Source organism: Aeromonas encheleia, assembly GCF_900637545.1.
GTDB classification, from domain to species: domain Bacteria; phylum Pseudomonadota; class Gammaproteobacteria; order Enterobacterales; family Aeromonadaceae; genus Aeromonas; species Aeromonas encheleia.
Genome location: NZ_LR134376.1, coordinates 1,409,540 through 1,426,063, shown reverse-complemented (window position 1 = coordinate 1,426,063; position 16,524 = coordinate 1,409,540). Strand labels below are relative to the sequence as shown.

At 65.0% G+C, this 16,524-nt stretch carries 16 protein-coding genes and 1 pseudogene; 15 read left to right on the top strand and 2 right to left on the bottom strand.

What is annotated here, in order from left to right; translation table 11 throughout:
* From cmoB to EL255_RS06800, 6 genes are all read left to right on the top strand, one after another.
* Positions 1-978 (top strand): tRNA 5-methoxyuridine(34)/uridine 5-oxyacetic acid(34) synthase CmoB, encoded by a 978-nt coding sequence (gene cmoB, locus EL255_RS06825; protein WP_042651344.1) that lies wholly within the window; start codon positions 1-3, stop codon positions 976-978.
* 52 nt (positions 979-1,030) lie between these two features.
* On the top strand, positions 1,031-1,819 hold the full coding sequence (locus EL255_RS06820) for an ATP-dependent zinc protease family protein (RefSeq protein WP_042651343.1): 789 nt from the start codon (positions 1,031-1,033) through the stop codon (positions 1,817-1,819).
* Positions 1,820-1,822: 3 nt separating this feature from the next.
* Entirely contained in the window at positions 1,823-3,361 is a 1,539-nt protein-coding gene (locus EL255_RS06815) for an inactive transglutaminase family protein (RefSeq protein ID WP_042651342.1), read from the top strand.
* Between the two features lie 3 nt (positions 3,362-3,364).
* Positions 3,365-4,330: an alpha-L-glutamate ligase-like protein gene (locus EL255_RS06810; protein ID WP_042651341.1), complete on the top strand. Its 966-nt coding sequence runs from the start codon at positions 3,365-3,367 to the stop codon at positions 4,328-4,330.
* A gap of 336 nt (positions 4,331-4,666) precedes the next feature.
* Positions 4,667-5,581, top strand: a complete 915-nt coding sequence (locus tag EL255_RS06805) for a hydrogen peroxide-inducible genes activator (protein ID WP_042651340.1) — start codon at positions 4,667-4,669, stop codon at positions 5,579-5,581.
* Between the two features lie 118 nt (positions 5,582-5,699).
* A complete protein-coding gene (locus EL255_RS06800) occupies positions 5,700-6,149 on the top strand; it encodes a C40 family peptidase (protein ID WP_042651339.1) in 450 nt (149 codons plus the stop codon).
* A 59-nt stretch (positions 6,150-6,208) separates the two neighbouring features.
* Here EL255_RS06800 and EL255_RS06795 read toward each other — a convergent pair whose 3' ends face one another.
* Positions 6,209-6,502 (bottom strand): hypothetical protein, encoded by a 294-nt coding sequence (locus EL255_RS06795; protein ID WP_042651338.1) that lies wholly within the window; start codon positions 6,500-6,502, stop codon positions 6,209-6,211.
* A 210-nt stretch (positions 6,503-6,712) separates the two neighbouring features.
* Between EL255_RS06795 and EL255_RS06790 the strand changes: the two genes are divergently transcribed.
* The 4 genes from EL255_RS06790 (at position 6,713) to EL255_RS06775 (ending at position 10,483) form a co-directional block, all read left to right on the top strand.
* Complete coding sequence (locus EL255_RS06790; RefSeq protein ID WP_042651337.1) at positions 6,713-8,146, top strand: coniferyl aldehyde dehydrogenase; 1,434 nt, start codon at positions 6,713-6,715, stop codon at positions 8,144-8,146.
* A 9-nt stretch (positions 8,147-8,155) separates the two neighbouring features.
* Positions 8,156-8,734 carry a TetR/AcrR family transcriptional regulator gene (locus EL255_RS06785; protein WP_042651336.1) on the top strand — a complete coding sequence of 193 codons (579 nt, stop codon included), beginning with the start codon at positions 8,156-8,158 and terminating at the stop codon, positions 8,732-8,734.
* Complete coding sequence (locus EL255_RS06780) at positions 8,724-9,227, top strand: hypothetical protein (RefSeq protein ID WP_042651335.1); 504 nt, start codon at positions 8,724-8,726, stop codon at positions 9,225-9,227. Before EL255_RS06785 ends, EL255_RS06780 begins: the two co-directional genes overlap by 11 nt.
* A gap of 71 nt (positions 9,228-9,298) precedes the next feature.
* Positions 9,299-10,483, top strand: coding sequence for an iron-containing alcohol dehydrogenase (locus tag EL255_RS06775; RefSeq protein WP_042651334.1), 1,185 nt, complete (start codon positions 9,299-9,301; stop codon positions 10,481-10,483).
* Between the two features lie 83 nt (positions 10,484-10,566).
* Here EL255_RS06775 and cysM read toward each other — a convergent pair.
* Positions 10,567-11,456, bottom strand: a pseudogene (gene cysM / locus EL255_RS06770) (cysteine synthase CysM).
* Positions 11,457-11,602: 146 nt separating this feature from the next.
* Between cysM and EL255_RS06765 the strand changes: the two are divergent.
* The 5 genes from EL255_RS06765 (at position 11,603) to EL255_RS06745 (ending at position 16,431) form a co-directional block, all read left to right on the top strand.
* Positions 11,603-11,866 (top strand): GNAT family N-acetyltransferase, encoded by a 264-nt coding sequence (locus EL255_RS06765; RefSeq protein ID WP_042651333.1) that lies wholly within the window; start codon positions 11,603-11,605, stop codon positions 11,864-11,866.
* Entirely contained in the window at positions 11,866-12,462 is a 597-nt protein-coding gene (locus EL255_RS06760; protein ID WP_042651514.1) for a nucleotidyltransferase family protein, read from the top strand. Before EL255_RS06765 ends, EL255_RS06760 begins: the two co-directional genes overlap by 1 nt.
* Positions 12,463-12,532: 70 nt before the next feature.
* Positions 12,533-14,356, top strand: a complete 1,824-nt coding sequence (locus EL255_RS06755) for a SulP family inorganic anion transporter (protein WP_042651332.1) — start codon at positions 12,533-12,535, stop codon at positions 14,354-14,356.
* Positions 14,357-14,482: 126 nt separating this feature from the next.
* Complete coding sequence (locus EL255_RS06750) at positions 14,483-15,829, top strand: MATE family efflux transporter (protein ID WP_042651331.1); 1,347 nt, start codon at positions 14,483-14,485, stop codon at positions 15,827-15,829.
* Positions 15,830-15,840: 11 nt separating this feature from the next.
* Complete coding sequence (locus EL255_RS06745) at positions 15,841-16,431, top strand: hypothetical protein (RefSeq protein WP_042651330.1); 591 nt, start codon at positions 15,841-15,843, stop codon at positions 16,429-16,431.
* Positions 16,432-16,524 lie beyond the last annotated feature (93 nt).

The window sequence follows — 16,524 nt, the reverse complement described above, 5'->3', positions numbered from 1 at the left end:
ATGATCGACTTTGCCAACTTTTATCAACTGATCGCCAAGAACCGGCTGAGCCACTGGCTGCATAGCCTGCCCGCCCAGCTGCACGCCTGGCAGCACGACAACCTGCACGGGGATCTGCCGCGCTGGAACCGGGCGCTCAACAAGCTGCCCACGGTCGCCCCCGGCCATATCGAACTGCACAGCCGGGTCGAGATCGGCAGCGATGACAGCCTCAGCGAGGGCGAGCGCAAGAAGACCGAGAGCCTGCTGCGCCAGTTCATGCCCTGGCGCAAGGGACCTTTCCATGTCCACGGCATCCACATCGACACCGAGTGGCGCTCCGACTGGAAGTGGGATCGGGTGCTGCCCCACATCAGCCCCCTGGCCGGCCGCTACGTGCTGGACGTGGGCTGCGGCAGCGGCTACCACCTCTGGCGCATGGTCGGGGAAGGGGCCAAGCTCGCGGTAGGCATCGATCCCAGTCCGCTGTTCCTCTGCCAGTTCGAGGCCATTCGCCACTTCGCCGGCAACGATCAACGGGCCCACCTGTTGCCGCTCGGCATTCAGGAACTGCCCGAACTGCGCGCCTTCGACACCGTCTTCTCCATGGGGGTGCTCTATCACCGCAAGTCCCCCATCGAGCACATCGAACAGCTGCGCAACCAGCTCAAAGACGATGGTGAGCTGGTGCTGGAGACGCTGGTGGTGGATGGCGGGGTCAACGAGGTGCTGGTGCCCACCGACCGCTACGGCAAGATGCGCAACGTCTGGTTCATTCCCTCCAGCGCGGCCCTCAAACTCTGGGTCGAGCGCTGTGGATTCACCGATGTGCGGATAGTGGACGAGAATATGACCAGCACCGACGAACAGCGTCGTACCGACTGGATGATTAATGAATCCCTGAGTGATTACCTGGATCCCGCCGATCCGGCACTCACGGTCGAAGGATACCCGGCACCCAAACGTGCCGTGCTGATCGCCAGGAAGGCCAAAGACTAGCCGATGGCAGCTCAGGAAGTTACACTGACCCAATTCCAGGAAGCACAGTTAAATGAATGACATGAAAAGCAAATTAAAAGGAATGACCCTGCTCTCCCTGCTCAGTCTCGGCGGGTGTGTCAGTATGGAGAAAGCACCCCCTGTCCCGACCCTGACGCTGGCCGAGATTCGCAACGAGATCACCCTGAGCGAACAACGCCTGCAAACATCCATGGAACAGCAACAGAAGCAGTATGTGCAGCAACAGCACCTGCTGGTTCAGCTCAACACCGATGTCACCAACATGAAAGAGTCCGTGAAGAAAGTCGACAGCAAGCTGGCTACCCTGCCACCAGAGCCCCCCAAGCCCATGGCCATCCCGACCGAGAAGTGCCAGGCCCCGAGCCAGGGTCACACCGTCGACGGCAAGCTGCTGGTGGGTGAAGCGGAGTGGATCTGGGTCGATGCCGCCAACGACGCCTTCCAGGCGCGGGTCGATACCGGTGCCACCACCTCCTCCATCAGCGCCCAGGAGATCACCATCTTCGAGCGCAACGGCAAGAACTGGGTGCGCTTCTTCCTGAGCCATCAGGAGATGGACGACAAGATCCAGATCGAGGCCCCGCTGGTACGCCACGTGCGGGTGCGTCAGGCCTCCGCCGACGATCTCGACCGCCGTCCGGTGGTGCGCCTCACGGTGCGCATCGGCGACATGACCGAGAAAGCCGAGTTTACCCTCAAGGATCGCAGCGACATGACCTTCCCTGTGCTGCTGGGCCGTGAATTCCTCAAAGACATCGCCGTGGTCGATGTGGCCCGCGAATATATCCAACCAAAACCCAAGCTCAAGGATGTAAAATAATCCATGGTTTCCCGTAAGCCGTTCTATCTGCTGGTCGCCCTGCTGTACATTGTCGGCCTGGGAATGACGTTTTATCACCATGTCGCGCTGGACGTGCCTTTGACGCCAGGCGAGAAACGTCAGATCTGGTCTATCGAAGCCAAGCTGGAATTCGAGGCCACCGGTGAGCCGGTCATCGCCTCCCTCGCCATTCCGGGCACCCAGCCCGGTTTCACCCTGATGAACGAGAACGCCGCCAGCCCCGGCTACGGCCTCTCCTTCGTCGAGAAAAACGGTGATGCCCGCGCCGAGTGGTCCATCCGCACCGCCTCCGGCCGCCAGGAGCTCTACTACCGGGTCGACATGATGGCCGATGCCCATGCCAAACCGGCCGCCAATCCCCAGCCTCCCGCCATCGAGAAGCAGATCGAGAGTGAGCCCTACGCCACCGCGATGAAGCAGATCCTGGAGCGGGCGCAGGAGCGCTCCGCCGACGGCTACACCCTGACCCGCGAGATCATCAAGGAGATCGAGAAGCAGGAGCAGAACGCCGAGCTGCTGAAGTCGCACAAGAGCCGTGCCAACCTGATCGCCGAGCTGCTCAACAACGCCAACGTACCGGCCCGGGTGGTACACGCCCTCAGCCTGGAAGATGGCCGTCGTCGCCAGGAGCTGGTGGACTATCTGCAGGTGTTCAACAACCCGACCGACTACAAGCTGTTCAACCCGCAAGACGGCAGCCAGGGCCAGCCGGCCAACCTGCTGCTGTGGGAGTACAACTCGGGCGCCCTGCTGGACGTGACCGGCGGCCACAACTCCCGCGTGACCTTCTCGATGATCGAGCAGGAGCAACCGGTGAACGTGGCGCTGGCGCAGAAGTTCGAGAAGTCCGAGATGATGAACTTCTCCATCCACAGCCTGCCGCTGGAAGAGCAGGCCCTGTTCAAGGGGCTGCTGCTGATCCCCATCGGCGTGCTGATGGTGGTGTTCCTGCGGGTCCTGGTGGGGATCAAGACCTCCGGCACCTTCATGCCGGTGCTGATCGCGGTCGCCTTCATCCAGACCTCGCTCATCACAGGCCTGGTGGGCTTCCTGCTGATCGTCGGCACCGGTCTCATCATCCGTTCCTACCTGTCGCGGCTCAACCTGCTGCTGGTGGCCCGAATATCGGCGATCATCATCATGGTGATCTCGATGATCGGCATCTTCTCGGCCTTCGCCTTCAAGCTGGGGCTGACCGATGGCATGAAGATCACCTTCTTCCCGATGATCATCCTCTCCTGGACCATAGAGCGGATGTCCATCCTGTGGGAGGAAGAGGGTCCGAAGGAAGTGGTTCGCCAGGGCGGCGGCTCCCTGCTGGTTGCGGTCATCGCCTACCTGGCCATGGACAACGAGCTGATCCGTCACCTGACCTTCAACTTCCTCGGCCTGCAGCTGGTGCTGATGGCGACCGTGCTGCTGATGGGTAACTACACCGGCTACAAGCTGAGCGAGCTCAAGCGCTTCAAGCCGCTGGTGAACGAGATGAAGTCTGGTCGCACCCCGGGTAAGGACAAGTAACAGATGTGGTTCTGGGAAAAATACACCAGTCCGTGGAGCCTGTCCCAGGCAGGCATCCTCGGCATGAACAAGCGCAACCACTCCTACATCAGCCGTTACAACCCGCGCAGCCTCTATCCGCTGGTGGATGACAAGTTGCAGACCAAACGCATCGCGCTGGACGCGGGCGTGACTGTGCCCGAGCTTATCGGCACCATCCGCGAGCAGCACGATGTGGGCCGGATCACCACCCTGGTCAAGGAGTGGCCGGGCTTCTGCATCAAGCCGGCCCGCGGCTCCGGCGGCAAGGGGATCCTGGTGATCCTGCGCCAGGAAGATGGCCTGTTCTACAAGCCCAACGGCAGCGCCTGCAACGGTCAGGATCTGGAGCGTCATGTCTCCAACATCCTGGCGGGGCTCTACTCGCTGGGTGGCAAGCCCGACGTGGCGCTGGTGGAAGGCCTCATCAACTTCGATGATGTGTTCGACGGCTACTCGTTCGAAGGGGTGCCCGATGCGCGGGTGATCATCTTCAAGGGCTTCCCGGTGATGGCCATGATGCGGCTCTCCACCTCGGCCTCCGATGGCAAGGCGAACCTGCACCAGGGCGCCGTCGGCGTCGGCCTGTGCATCCGTACCGGCCGCGCGCTGCGGGCGGTCCAGTTTGGCAATCCGCTGCGCCACCACCCGGATACCGGCCTCGATCTGTACGATCTCAAGGTGCCCCACTGGGACACCCTGCTGACCCTGGCGGCCTCCTGCTACGAGATGTCGGGTCTTGGCTACATCGGCACCGACATGGTGCTCGACAAGTTCCGCGGCCCCATGCTGCTGGAGCTCAACGCCCGCCCCGGTCTCGCCATCCAGATCGCCAACGGCCGCGGCCTGGTGCCCAACCTCAAGACCATAGAGAAGCTGGGTCAGGTCAAGATGAACGTGGAGCAGCGCGTCAACTTCGCCAAGGATCACTTCGGCATCTTCGATGAGTAGAGCTGAGTAGCCCTGCTGCCCGACTCGCAAAAAACGCGCCCCTGGCGCGTTTTTTTATGGCCGGCGCCCGGGTTCACCCGCGGCCAGTACGTGGCGTTCCGGGAAGGCCGATCGCCATCACATCCCATGGCCGCGCCGCTTCAACGGGGAGCGGGAAGGCGATAAGCTCCGGGGCAGTGGCGCTTAAGGTCGCCATGGGGCCTTGCCTCCTGGCCTTAGCGCTGAGTGACGCAAGCCTCTGCCAGGGGACAGGATGGCGCCTAATGTCGGCGACAAACCGCCCTCCCGATGGTAGATTAATTAAATCAAATAGATAGCAACGATCGGATTCCCCCTATGCAACGTTGGCCCAGCCTGAAACAGCTGCAATATCTGGTCGCTCTCGACGAGCACAAGAACTTCAATCGCGCCGCCAAGGCCTGCCATGTCAGCCAGTCGACCCTGAGCACCGGGATCCAGACCCTGGAGGACATGATGAACCTGCAACTGGTGGAGCGTGACCACAAGAGCTTCATCATGACGCCGGTCGGCATGGAGATAGTCGCCCGGGCGCGCAACCTGCTCTCCGACGCCCGCGATCTGATGGAGCTCGGCCAGCAGCAGGGCGGTGTCATGCACGGCACGGTCCGGCTCGGCTGCATCCCCACCATAGCCCCCTTCCTGCTCAGCAAGCTGCTGCAGGTGTGCGGCAAGGAGTATCCAGATCTGGAGCTGCTGCTGCGGGAAGACACCACCACCAATCTGCTCAAGCAGCTGGAGCAGGGTCAGCTCGACCTGCTCATCCTGGCGCTGCCGGTGGAGATCGGCGGCTTTCACAGCAAGACGGTGGGGCTGGATCCCTTCCACATGGTGATGCCATCCAACATGGCGGCGGGCCTGCACATGCCGTTCGATTACAAGGAGCTGCCCAACCAGAGCATCTTCCTGCTGGAGCGGGAGCACTGCCTGACCGAGCACGCGGTGAGCGCCTGCCGGCTGCGGGACAAGAGCAAGATCAACCCGTTCGCCGCCACCAGCCTGCACACCCTGGTGCAGATGGTCGGCGCCGGCCTTGGCACCACCTTCCTGCCGCAGATGGCCATCGACGCCGGCATCCTCGAGAACTCGGATCTGGTGGCCATTCCCCTGCCGGGGGAGAAGCCCTATCGCGAGATCGGCCTGGTGTGGCGCCCCAGCACCACCCGGGTGCAGACCTTCTACAAGATCGCCGAGCTGCTCTCGCCGCTGATTGAACCCAAGCCGGCGAGCTGAACCGCCGCTGGCCGGTTGCGCATTTTGTGCACCGGCCAGGCCATTTTGTTATCGGCGTTCAGGTTCCAGGCAGAAACACTGGCTATCATGAGTCGCGTGCCCTATCGAAGGAGTCCCGATGTTTCGCACGTTGCTGCTGCCCCTGCTGGTCCTGTTGCTGGCCGCCTGTTCCAGTACGCCCGAGCCAGCCTCCCCTGCCCGCCAGAGCGGTGCCTTCGACGGCTTCTACCAGCAGTGGCGCGGCGTCCCCTATCGCATGGGCGGCACCAATCGCGCAGGCCTAGACTGCTCCGCCTTCACCCAGCTCGCCTACAGCCAGGTGCTGGGCTTCGAGCTGCCCAGAACCACGGAGTCCCAGGCCAATCTGGGCCGACCCGTGGATCGCTACCGCCTGCAATATGGCGATCTGGTGTTCTTCAAGACCGGCTGGCAGCAGTACCACGTCGGCGTCTACACAGGCGCGGGGGAGTTCATTCACGCCTCCACCAGCAAGGGGGTGATCCGCTCCCGGCTCGACAATGTGTACTGGAACAGTCGCTACTGGCAGGCGCGCCGGCTGACCCAATAGCCAAGCGTCCATAACGAAGAAGGCCCTGATGGGCCTTCTTCGTTTTCGCGTTCAACGACTCAATGCTTGCGGTGCCAGCGCGGCGAGACCGCTTTTTCCCCCCAGGGGGTGACGCAGGGCAGCAGGGCGCCCTCGATCACCCTGTCGCTGCCGGCCAGCGCCTCGGCAATCTTCTGATGCAATACCTGCAACAGGCGGCCCTCCTGCTCCGCCAGGGAGTGACCCGCGGCGAAGAACTCGCGCTGATGTTGCAGTGCCAGCTTCTGGGCAAACTCATAGGTGTTGAAACAGTCAGGCATACGCTCGATCACATCGTCCAGCCGGGTCAACAGGCTGTGCAGTTCCCTTGTCATGTGCGGCTCTCTCTCTGGATGGATAATAAAAACTATCCCTTATTGGATAGTCAGCCAACCTCGGCCCCCTGAAACTGTGGCGCTGAACACAGTTCTGGCCACCTCATCCTCTCCCCCTCAACGCAACCCCAGCCCCCTGTTTACAAAGCTGCAACCAGGCAGTACATTTGGACCGACTAATCAGTCGGCCAAATCTTGAGCGGAGCCTCCATGGAAGCGAGACAGTTGCAATCCCCCCCTACCGACAAGTTTGCCCTGGCCGAGCGGCTCATTCGTCTCAAGCAGGCGTACCAGGCTCACCCCATGCCGAGCCACGGCGAGCGCAGCGCCCTGCTGCTGCAACTCAAGCGCAGCCTGCTCGCCCACAAGCAGGGGCTGTGCGACGCCCTGGCCCGGGATTATGGCCGGCGCAGCGACTACGACTCCCTGATTGCCGACATCCTGCCCTGCGTCATGCAGATCAACTACAGCCAGAAGCGGCTCAAGCGCTGGATGAAGCCCCAGCGCCGTCACGCCGGCTTGCTGCTGACCCCCGCCAGGGTCGAGGTCCACTACCAGCCGCTCGGCGTGGTCGGCATCATGGTGCCCTGGAACTTCCCGGTGATGCTGAGCCTGGGCCCCCTCATCAGCGCCATCGCCGCCGGCAACAGCGCCATGCTCAAGCTCTCCGAGTTCACCCCCCACACCAATGCCGTGTTGCGCACCCTGCTGGCGGAGGTGTTCGATGAGCAGCGGCTGACCGTCGTCGAGGGGGATGCCCAGCTGGCGGCCGCCTTCAGCGCCCTGCCCTTCGATCATCTGCTGTTCACCGGCTCGACCGCGGTGGGGCGGCAGGTGATGGCGGCGGCAGCCCCCCAGCTCACCCCGCTCACCCTGGAGCTCGGCGGCAAGAGCCCCTGCCTCATCGCCCCCGACATGCCGATGGCCCTGGCGGTGGAGCGGATGATCTTCGGCAAGAGCCTCAACGCCGGCCAGATCTGCGTGGCCCCCGACTATGTGCTGCTGCCACGGGGGCAGGAGCACTCCTTCATTGAGGCCTATCGGCGCCACTTCAGCCGACTCTATCCCAAGGGACTCGGCAGCCCGGATTACGGCGCCATCATCAATGCCCGCCAGTATGAGCGCCTCACCACCTGGCTGGCGGAGGCGGAGCAGGCGGGTGCCCAGCTCCATGCCTGCGCCTCCCCCGCCCGGGATGACGCCACCCGGCGGCTGGTGCCCCACCTGCTGACCGAGGTGCCCGGCCATTGCCAGCTGATGCAGCAGGAGATCTTCGGTCCCCTGCTGCCGCTGGTGCCCTACGACAGCCTCGACGAGGCGCTCGCCTACATAGCGGCGCGGCCCCGCCCCCTCGCGCTCTATCTGATGAGCCTGGACCCGGCGCTGCAGACGCGGCTCATCCGGGAGACCCACGCCGGCGGCATGGCCATCAACGAGAGCCTGTTCCAGGTGGCGGCGGACGATGCCCCCTTCGGCGGCATCGGCGCCTCCGGCATGGGGCACTACCACGGCCACGAGGGCTTTCTCACCTTCTCCAAGGCCAAGACGGTGTTGCGCCGTGGCCGGTTCAGCACCGGCGCCCTGATCCACCCCCCCTATCGGCGCTGGTACCAGCGGCTGATGATGGCCCTGTTCCTGCGCTAGGAGAGCACCATGACCGACAAGCGCCGCCAGATCCTGGATGCCGCCCTCGCCCTGTGCGCCGAGGATGGCCTGCAGGGTGCCGCCACCGCCCGCATCGCCAAGGCGGCCGGGGTGGCCAACGGCACCCTGTTTCACCACTTTCCCAGCAAGGAGCTGCTGATCCAGCAGCTCTATCAGGACATCAAGCAGCGCCTCGGCGCCGCCATCCGCGAGGCGGACCCGGCCCTGCCGCTCGAGAGCCAGGCCCGGCACTACTGGCACCAGGCGATGGACTGGATGCAGGCCCACCCCCACGAGCTCAAGTTCGTGCTGGGATTCTTCCACTCCCCCCTGCTGGCGCGGCCGCTGCGCAGCCAGATCCTGCGCGACACCCTGGGTTTCCTGCCACAGCTCTTGAGCCAGGGGCTGGCCAGTGGCGAGCTGAGGCAAGCCCCCCCGGCCCTGATGCTGGAGGTCTGCCAGAGCCAGTTCCTGGCCTGCGCCTCGCTGTTTGTCGACGAGCCCGAGCTGGGACGAGACCCCGACTGGCAGGCCAGCGCCTTCGCCCTGTTCTGGTCCGCCATCGCCAGGGGGCGCCATGACGCCTGATACCCTGCTCGCCGCCGGTCGCCGCGGCTGGATCACCGCCCTGCTCTGGATCATTGGCCGCACCCTGTGCCGTGCCGCCCGGGTCGACGAGGCGGTGCGCCGCGAGCTGGCCCCGCTGCCCGAGGGGCTCTGCATCCGGCTGGAGGTACATGGACTGCGCCATGGGCTGACCCTCCATAAAGTGGCCGGACGCTGGCGCTGCGGGGCCCCCGCCACGCCGGCGCCCCACTCGCTGCGAGTCTGCTTCAAGCACCCCGCCATCGCCTTTCGGGTGCTCAGCTTTCGCCTCGGCATCAACCAGGCCTTCTGCGAGAACCGGCTGCTGGTGGAGGGGGATATCACGGCCGCCATGCACCTGGTGCGCGGGCTGGAGCAGTTGCAGTCCCTGATCCTGCCCGCCTTCATGGTACGGCCACTGCTGCGCCACTATCCGGATCCCGCCGACAAGCTGAGCCGCGCCGGCCGCATCTATCTGGGGTTGCTGACCGGCTGACCGGGCCGCCACGGACTGAAACAATTGCCTTGCAGGATCCTTTGAATTGACCGAGTACCAGGAGTGACGAGATGAGCCGATATTATGATTTCTTCTGCCCGGTCAAGCTGATGGCGGGGGAGCAGGCGCTGGAGCAGCTGGCCGGCGAGCTGATGGCGCTGGGAGCCACCCGCCCGCTGCTGCTCACCGACAAGGGGGTCAGCGGCAGCGGGCTCGCCACCCTGCTGAGCCAGGTGCTGGCCGAGGGCGGGCTACCGGTGGCCGCCTGCTGGGACGAGATCCCGGCCGACTCCTCCACCGCCGTGGTGGAGCGCATCGCCGCCCGTTACCGGGAGCTGGGGTGTGACAGCCTGGTGGCGCTCGGCGGCGGCTCCGTCATAGATACCGCCAAGGCGGTCAACATCCTCGCCAGCCTGGGGGGAGAGCGGCTGCTGGATCACGCCGGGGCCGGCTGCCTGACCCGGCCATTGAGGCCGCTGGCGGCGGTGCCGACCACCGCCGGCACCGGCTCCGAGGTCACCCAGGTGGCGGTGATCCGGGACGAAGGGAGCGGGCGCAAACTGCCCTTCACCTCCCCCTTCCTGCTGCCCCAACTGGCGGTGCTGGACCCGCGCCTCAGCCAGGGGCTGCCGCTGCCCATCACCGCCGCCACCGCCATGGACGCCATGACCCACGCCATCGAGGCCTTCATCGGCAATGCCAAGAACCCGGTCAGCGACGCCCTGGCCCTGATGGCGGTGGAGAAGATAGCCGACGCCCTGCCGCAGGTGCTGGTGCGCCCGCAGGATCCGGCGCTGCGGCTGCAACTGGCGGAGGGCTCCACCCTGGCGGGCATGGCGTTTTCCAACTCCATGGTGGGGCTGGTACACGCCCTCGGCCACAGCCTGGGGGCCCGCTGCCATCTGCCCCACGGTCTGTGCATGAACCTGTTCCTGCCCGCCGTGCTCGACTACAACAGGCCCGGCATCGATGAGGAGCTGGCCCGCCTGCTGCTGCCGCTGGTGGGGGCGGAGCGCTTCGCGGCCACCCCCGCCGCCATGCGAGCCCAGGCCAGCCTGGATGCCTTGTGCATCCTGCGCGACAGCCTGTGGCAGGCGGTGCGGCTGCCACGCACCTTGGCGGAGGCGGGGGTGACCGACAGAGCCGTGCTCGCCGAAATCCGGGATCTCGCCATCAACGACGGCGCCCTGCTCTATAACCGCAAGGATGCAGATCGGGAGCAGCTGCTGGCGCTGCTGGAGCAGGTGTGGGAATAGAGGAGGATCGGCGGGCCGAGGCGAGAGCACTGCCGATGCCGGTATGCTGCCTGGCATCGGCTCACAGCTGATGACATGAGGAGTCAGGCCGGCGGCGTGAACACCCCGGTGGAGAGGTAGCGATCCCCCCGATCGCAGATGATGGCCACCACCACCCCCTGGCTCAGCTCGGCCGCCACCCGCAGGGCCCCCGCCACGGCGCCACCCGAGCTGACCCCGCAGCAGATCCCCTCCTCCCGCGCCAGCCGGCGCATCATGGTGAGCGCCTCGTCCTGGGTCACATCCAGCACCCGATCTACCCGCTCTGGCTCGAAGATGGCGGGCTGGTAGGCGGCGGGCCAGCGGCGGATACCCGGGATCTGGCTCCCCTCGGCCGGTTGCAGGCCGATTATCTGCACCGCCGGGTTCTGCTCCTTGAGGTAGCGGGAGACCCCCATGATGGTGCCCGTGGTGCCCATGGCCGAGACGAAGTGAGTGATTGCCCCCTCGCTCTGGTGCCAGATCTCGGGGCCGGTCGACTGATAGTGGGCATCCGGGTTGGCCGGGTTGTTGAACTGATCCAGCACCAGCCCCTCGCCGCGCGCCTGCATACTGAGCGCCAGATCCCGCGCCCCCTCCATGCCATCCGCCACCAGCACCAGCTCGGCGCCGTAGGCCTGCATAGCGTCCCGCCGCTCCTGGCTCATGTTGCTCGCATCTTGTACCCTCGGGCCGCCGCCACCATGGCCAGGGCTATGCCGGTGTTGCCGGAGGTGGCCTCAATGAGCCGCGCGCCTGGCAGCAAGCGGCCACTCGCCTCCGCCGCCTTGATGAGGTTCAGGGCCGGCCTGTCCTTGACCGAGCCGGCGGGGTTGTTGCCCTCCAGCTTCACCAGCAGCGTCACCCTTGAATGGGGATTGATGCGCTGCAGACGCAGCAACGGGGTATTGCCGATCAGACTGTCCAGGGTGGCGAAGGCCATAAGGGGATCCATCCTCTGCTAACTGTTCTATACCTTGCCTAGCGAACCGCTCGCCGGCCGGCCAGTGTAAGCGAGCATCATCGGCCGGCAAAGAGCACGGTTGGCAAAGTCCGGCCAGCATGCTCTGATACCCCTTCCCCACCCTTTGAGGAGCCCCCATGAGCGACATTCTTCATCAACCCGACCAGCAGCAGTTCATCTGCGTGGTGGACGGCAAGACATCGCGACTCAGCTACCGCTGGCTGGATGCGAGCACGGTCGATGCCTGCAGCACCCAGGTGCCCTCCGAGCTGAGGGGACAGGGGATCGCCGATCGGCTGGCGCGCAGCTTCCATGACTGGTGCCAGGCGCAGGGGCTGACCATAGTGGCCAGCTGCAGCTATGTCGACGTCTGGTTGCGCCGTCATGGCGGGAAGGGCTGATGCACGCCACCGCCACAGCCACCTCGGCCATGACTGAACAGAGGCACCTCCAGGCACGCACTGAAGATCTGCTGCGCGCCGATCCCATGCGCATGGCCTGCCTGCGGGCGGCGCGGGAGCTGGCCCTGCCCGACTGGGCGCTGGGCGCCGGCTTCGTGCGCAACCTGATCTGGGATCACCTGCACCAGAAAACGGTGCCGACCCAGCTCAACGACATCGACCTCATCTATCTGGATCAGGGGGATCCCGACGGGCTGGCCGAGGCGGCGCACGAGGCCTGGCTGGCGGCGAGGCTGCCAGGGCAGTGCTGGGAGGTGCGCAATCAGGCGCGCATGCATCACCGCCAGCAGGTGCCCCCCTTTGCCAGCAGTCTTGAAGCGCTCAGTCACTGGGTGGAGGTGCCCACCTGCATCGGGGTCAGGTTGCTGCCAGACGGCGAGTTCGAGTGGCTGGCCCCCTATGGCTTTGGCCCCAACTGGTCGCTGCGAGTGAGCGCTAACCCGAGATGCCGCCAGGACAGCCAGGTATTCGTGCAACGGGTGCAGGACAAGGGTTGGCAATCCATCTGGCCGGACCTTGAGGTCGAGTGGCCATAACGCCGTTGCAATGCCCCGCCATGCATGGGCAAACTAAGAAAAAGATCTATATGACTCAATGGGTTAATTAATGCGCGACTTCTTCTCTCTCGAACGCTGGCTGCCGGGCCTCGCCGCCCTGCTGCAATATCAGCGGGCCTGGCTGATGCCGGACCTTCGCGCCGGCCTGTCGGTGGCCGCCGTGGCCCTGCCCGTGGCCATCGCCTATGCGGAGCTGGCCGGGGTGGGTGCCATCGTCGGCCTCTACTCCTGCATACTGCCCATGCTGGTCTATGCACTGTTTGGCACCTCCCGCCAGCTCATCGTCGGCCCGGATGCCGCCACCTGCGCCGTCATCGCCGCCGTGGTGACCCCCCTCGCCGCCGGCAACGCCACCCTGCAATGGCAGCTGGTGATGACCATGACCGCCATGACCGGCTTCTGGTGCCTCATCGCCAGCCGCTTCAAGCTGGGGGTGCTGGCGGACTTCCTCTCCCGCCCCATTCTGATGGGGCTGCTCAACGGGGTGGCCATCACCATCATGGTGGGCCAGCTCTCCAAGATCTTCGGCTTCACCTTCAGCGAGCGTTACCTGATAGAGCGCATCCTCAACGGCGCCAGCTACATCACCCAGACCCACCTGCCGACCCTGGCCATGAGCCTGACGGCCCTGCTGACCCTGGTGCTGACCAAGCGCTACAGGCCCGCCTGGCCCTCCTCCATGGTGGCCATGATAGTGACGGCGGCCCTGGTGTGGGCCCTGGATCTCGGCCGCTTCGGCATCGCCACCCTGGGCACCATCGGCTCAGGCCTGCCGGAGTTTCAGGTGCCTGAGTTCCCCCCCGGCCTGATGCGCGAGCTGGTGTTGCCGGCACTCAACCTGGCCATGGTGAGCTTCGTCTCCATGATGCTGACCGCCCGCAGCTTCGCCGCCAAAAATGGCTACGAGATAGATGCGGACAAGGAGTTCCGGGCGCTGGGGATGGCGAACCTGGCCTCGGCCCTCTCCCAGGGTTTCGCCATCAGCGGCGCCGACTCGCGCACCGCGGTCAACGATGCCAACGGCGGCAAGAGCCAGCTGGTCTCCATCATCGCCGCCCTCATCATCGCCCTGGTCACCTTCTACCTGACGGCGCCGCTGCAATATATCCCCACCGCCGCCCTCGGCGTGGTGCTGGTGATGGCCTCGCTGTCGCTGACCGACTTTCGCGGCCTCTGGGGGCTGCGCGACTCCGACCGCGCCGCCTTCTGGCTCGCCCTCATCACCTTCGTCAGCGTGCTGGCCATGGGGGTCATCCCGGGGATCACCCTCGCCGTCCTGCTCGGCCTGTTCCAGTTCCTGCGCAACGTGATGCGGCCAACGGATCAGTTGCTCGGCATGGATGACGAGGGGGTGGTGCGCACCCTGGGGGACAACGAGCAGGCCAAGGCCATTCCCGGCATCCTGGTCTATCGCTTCAACTCGCCGCTCACCTACTTCAACGCCCCCTACTTCAAGCGGCGGGTGCTGGCGCTGCTGGTGCAGGATCCCCAGAATCCCAAGTGCCTGGTGATCGACGCCGTCGCCTGCTTCACCCACCAGGACATCAGCGTGATGAGCATGGTGGGTGAGCTGCACAAGGAGCTGAAGCGCCGCGGCATCCACATGGTGATGGCCGGTCGCCACGGCCAGATGACCCACTGGCTGCAGCAGGCGGGGATCCGGGTCGGCGACGAGGGGATCACCCTCTATCCCGACATGTACCAGGCGCTGCGCATGACCCGCAGCTACCGCGAGCCGGTGTTCAAGGACGATGAGGTGGTGGAGAGCACCACCGACAGCCAGCTCGCTCGCTGGCCCCGGGATGAGGCGCTGCCGGACTCGGCGCGACTGACCCTGCCCTGCGAGCAGGAGGCAGGCTCGGCCCCGGCCTGAGCCGGATCGGCGGCCCCACCCTCCCCACCGGATGACGGGGTCAGCCATTGCACAGCTCAGACTCTTGGTGTTAAATGCCCGTCCAGATGGCGCTGACGAGGGCCATCATTGCTATTTGGATATGCCATGCAGACTCAATCCCACGCGGGCCCGGGCACCCTCTTCGCCCTGACCTGGCCACTGTTCATCGATCTCGCCCTGCACTTCCTGACCGGGGCCCTCAACACCTTCATGGTGGGCCATGTCTCCTATCAGGGGGTGGCGGCGCTGGCGGTCGGCAACCAGGTGTTCGATCTGGCCATCACCTTGTTCAGCTTCGTCAGCATTGGCACCAGCGTGGTGATCACCCAGTATCTGGGGGCAGGCGATCGGGAGAAGGCGCGGGTGGTGATCCACACCGCCATCGGCTTCAACCTGCTGGTGGGGCTGGTGGCCGCGGTGGGGGTCATGGCCGGTGCCAGCACCATGCTGGCGCTGATGAACCTGCCGGCCCACCTGATGGGCGACGCCACCCTCTACCTGCAGATCATCGGCCTCTGTCTGCTGCCGGAGGCGGCGGCGCTCTGCCTGGCCGCCACCCTGCGTGCCCACGGCCACACCCGGCAGGCCATGTACGTGACCCTGACCGTCAACCTCATCACCTTCGTCGGCAACCTGCTGCTGCTCTACGGCTGGTTCGGCCTGCCCCAGCTCGGGGTGGCCGGGGTCGCCATCAGCACGGTGGCGGGTCGCATCGTCGGCGTGGTGCTGCTGGTGTGGCTGGTGGGACGCAAGACCGGCATCCACCTGCGCCTGCCGGAGATCCTGTGTCCCAGCAAGGTCATGCTGGACAAGGTGCTGCACATAGGCCTGCCCGCGGCGGGGGAGAACCTCTCCTGGATGCTGCAGTTCATGGTGGTGACCGCCTTCGTCGGCCTGCTCGGCGACAAGGCGCTGGCGACCCAGTCCTACTTCTTCCAGATCTGCCTGTTCATCCTGCTGTTCGGCCTCTCCATCGGCCTTGGCAACGAGATCATCATCGGCCATCTGGCGGGGGCCCGCCGCTTCGAGCAAGCCTATAAGCAGCTGATGAAGAGCCTGAAGCTCGGCCTCATCGTCACCACCCTGATCGCCATCGCCGCGGCCCTGAACGGGCGCGCCATCATCAGCCTGTTCACTGACGACCCCGACATCATCACCCAGGTGGCGCAGCTGTTCCTCATCAGCCTCATCCTCGAACCCGGCCGCACCTTCAACCTGGTGGTGATCAACGCCCTGCGCGCCACCGGGGATGCCCGTTTCCCGCTCTACATGGCGCTCGTCTCCATGTGGGGCATTGCCGTTCCGCTCGCCTATTTCCTTGGTATCATGCAAGGCTATGGGCTGGTCGGCATCTGGTTGGCGCTCGCCTGCGATGAGTGGGTGCGCGGTCTGGCCATGTTCTGGCGCTGGCGCAGTCGCCGCTGGCAAAACAAAATCCTCGTGGAATCATAAGCGGAATCATGATGAAGAAAATCGGACTCTTGTTGGCGGCCATCCTGCTCAGCCCCCTGGCCATGGCGCAGACCGCCCCCAAAACCCCCAAGGCACCCGCCCCCCAGACCTGGTATGTGGCCCCCATCGCCATCGATGAGAGCAGCGAGGCCCAGAAGGCGCTGACCAAGGATTTCATGGCCCAGATGATCAAGACCATCAAGATCAACGAGTACCAGACCGGCAAGGCGCTGGGCAAGCACAAGGATCCCAAGTGGCTGATCCGCACCAGGCTGCTGCCCGCCAGCACCGACCCCCTGGTCGGCAAGAAACATCCCCAGGCCCTCACCTACGGCAAGGGCATCCCGACCCAGGAGATCGTCGGCGAGCTCATCATGGACGGCACCCTGGTCGCCCATGTGGGCCAGGGCTGGCGTGAGCCCATAGTCCCCGGCACCCCGGTGGCCGAGAAGATCACCATAGCCAACTACCAGTACGCCATCGGCAACGAGGCCAAGGCGCCGGATCTGGAAGAGCTGGCGGCCCAGATCGGCTTCGAGGTGGGCAAGGTGATCGCCCGTGACGGCAAACCGCTGCCCGAGAAGAAAAAGAAAAAGGAGTAATCCTCCTCTGCATCGCAACAAGGGGCCCGGTGCCCCTTTTTGCTGCCCGCGGCAGTCATGCCACCATAAAGTTGTGATGAGTATCACAATTTT

Bases quoted from the DNA above. Each gene is read 5' to 3' on its own strand.
- cmoB (WP_042651344.1), top strand. From the start codon at position 1: ATGATCGACTTTGCCAACTTTTATCAACTGATCGCCAAGAACCGGCTG.
- EL255_RS06820 (WP_042651343.1), top strand. From the start codon at position 1,031: ATGAATGACATGAAAAGCAAATTAAAAGGAATGACCCTGCTCTCCCTG.
- EL255_RS06815 (WP_042651342.1), top strand. From the start codon at position 1,823: ATGGTTTCCCGTAAGCCGTTCTATCTGCTGGTCGCCCTGCTGTACATT.
- EL255_RS06810 (WP_042651341.1), top strand. From the start codon at position 3,365: ATGTGGTTCTGGGAAAAATACACCAGTCCGTGGAGCCTGTCCCAGGCA.
- EL255_RS06805 (WP_042651340.1), top strand. From the start codon at position 4,667: ATGCAACGTTGGCCCAGCCTGAAACAGCTGCAATATCTGGTCGCTCTC.
- EL255_RS06800 (WP_042651339.1), top strand. From the start codon at position 5,700: ATGTTTCGCACGTTGCTGCTGCCCCTGCTGGTCCTGTTGCTGGCCGCC.
- EL255_RS06795 (WP_042651338.1), bottom strand. From the start codon at position 6,502: ATGACAAGGGAACTGCACAGCCTGTTGACCCGGCTGGACGATGTGATC.
- EL255_RS06790 (WP_042651337.1), top strand. From the start codon at position 6,713: ATGGAAGCGAGACAGTTGCAATCCCCCCCTACCGACAAGTTTGCCCTG.
- EL255_RS06785 (WP_042651336.1), top strand. From the start codon at position 8,156: ATGACCGACAAGCGCCGCCAGATCCTGGATGCCGCCCTCGCCCTGTGC.
- EL255_RS06780 (WP_042651335.1), top strand. From the start codon at position 8,724: ATGACGCCTGATACCCTGCTCGCCGCCGGTCGCCGCGGCTGGATCACC.
- EL255_RS06775 (WP_042651334.1), top strand. From the start codon at position 9,299: ATGAGCCGATATTATGATTTCTTCTGCCCGGTCAAGCTGATGGCGGGG.
- EL255_RS06765 (WP_042651333.1), top strand. From the start codon at position 11,603: ATGAGCGACATTCTTCATCAACCCGACCAGCAGCAGTTCATCTGCGTG.
- EL255_RS06760 (WP_042651514.1), top strand. From the start codon at position 11,866: ATGCACGCCACCGCCACAGCCACCTCGGCCATGACTGAACAGAGGCAC.
- EL255_RS06755 (WP_042651332.1), top strand. From the start codon at position 12,533: ATGCGCGACTTCTTCTCTCTCGAACGCTGGCTGCCGGGCCTCGCCGCC.
- EL255_RS06750 (WP_042651331.1), top strand. From the start codon at position 14,483: ATGCAGACTCAATCCCACGCGGGCCCGGGCACCCTCTTCGCCCTGACC.
- EL255_RS06745 (WP_042651330.1), top strand. From the start codon at position 15,841: ATGAAGAAAATCGGACTCTTGTTGGCGGCCATCCTGCTCAGCCCCCTG.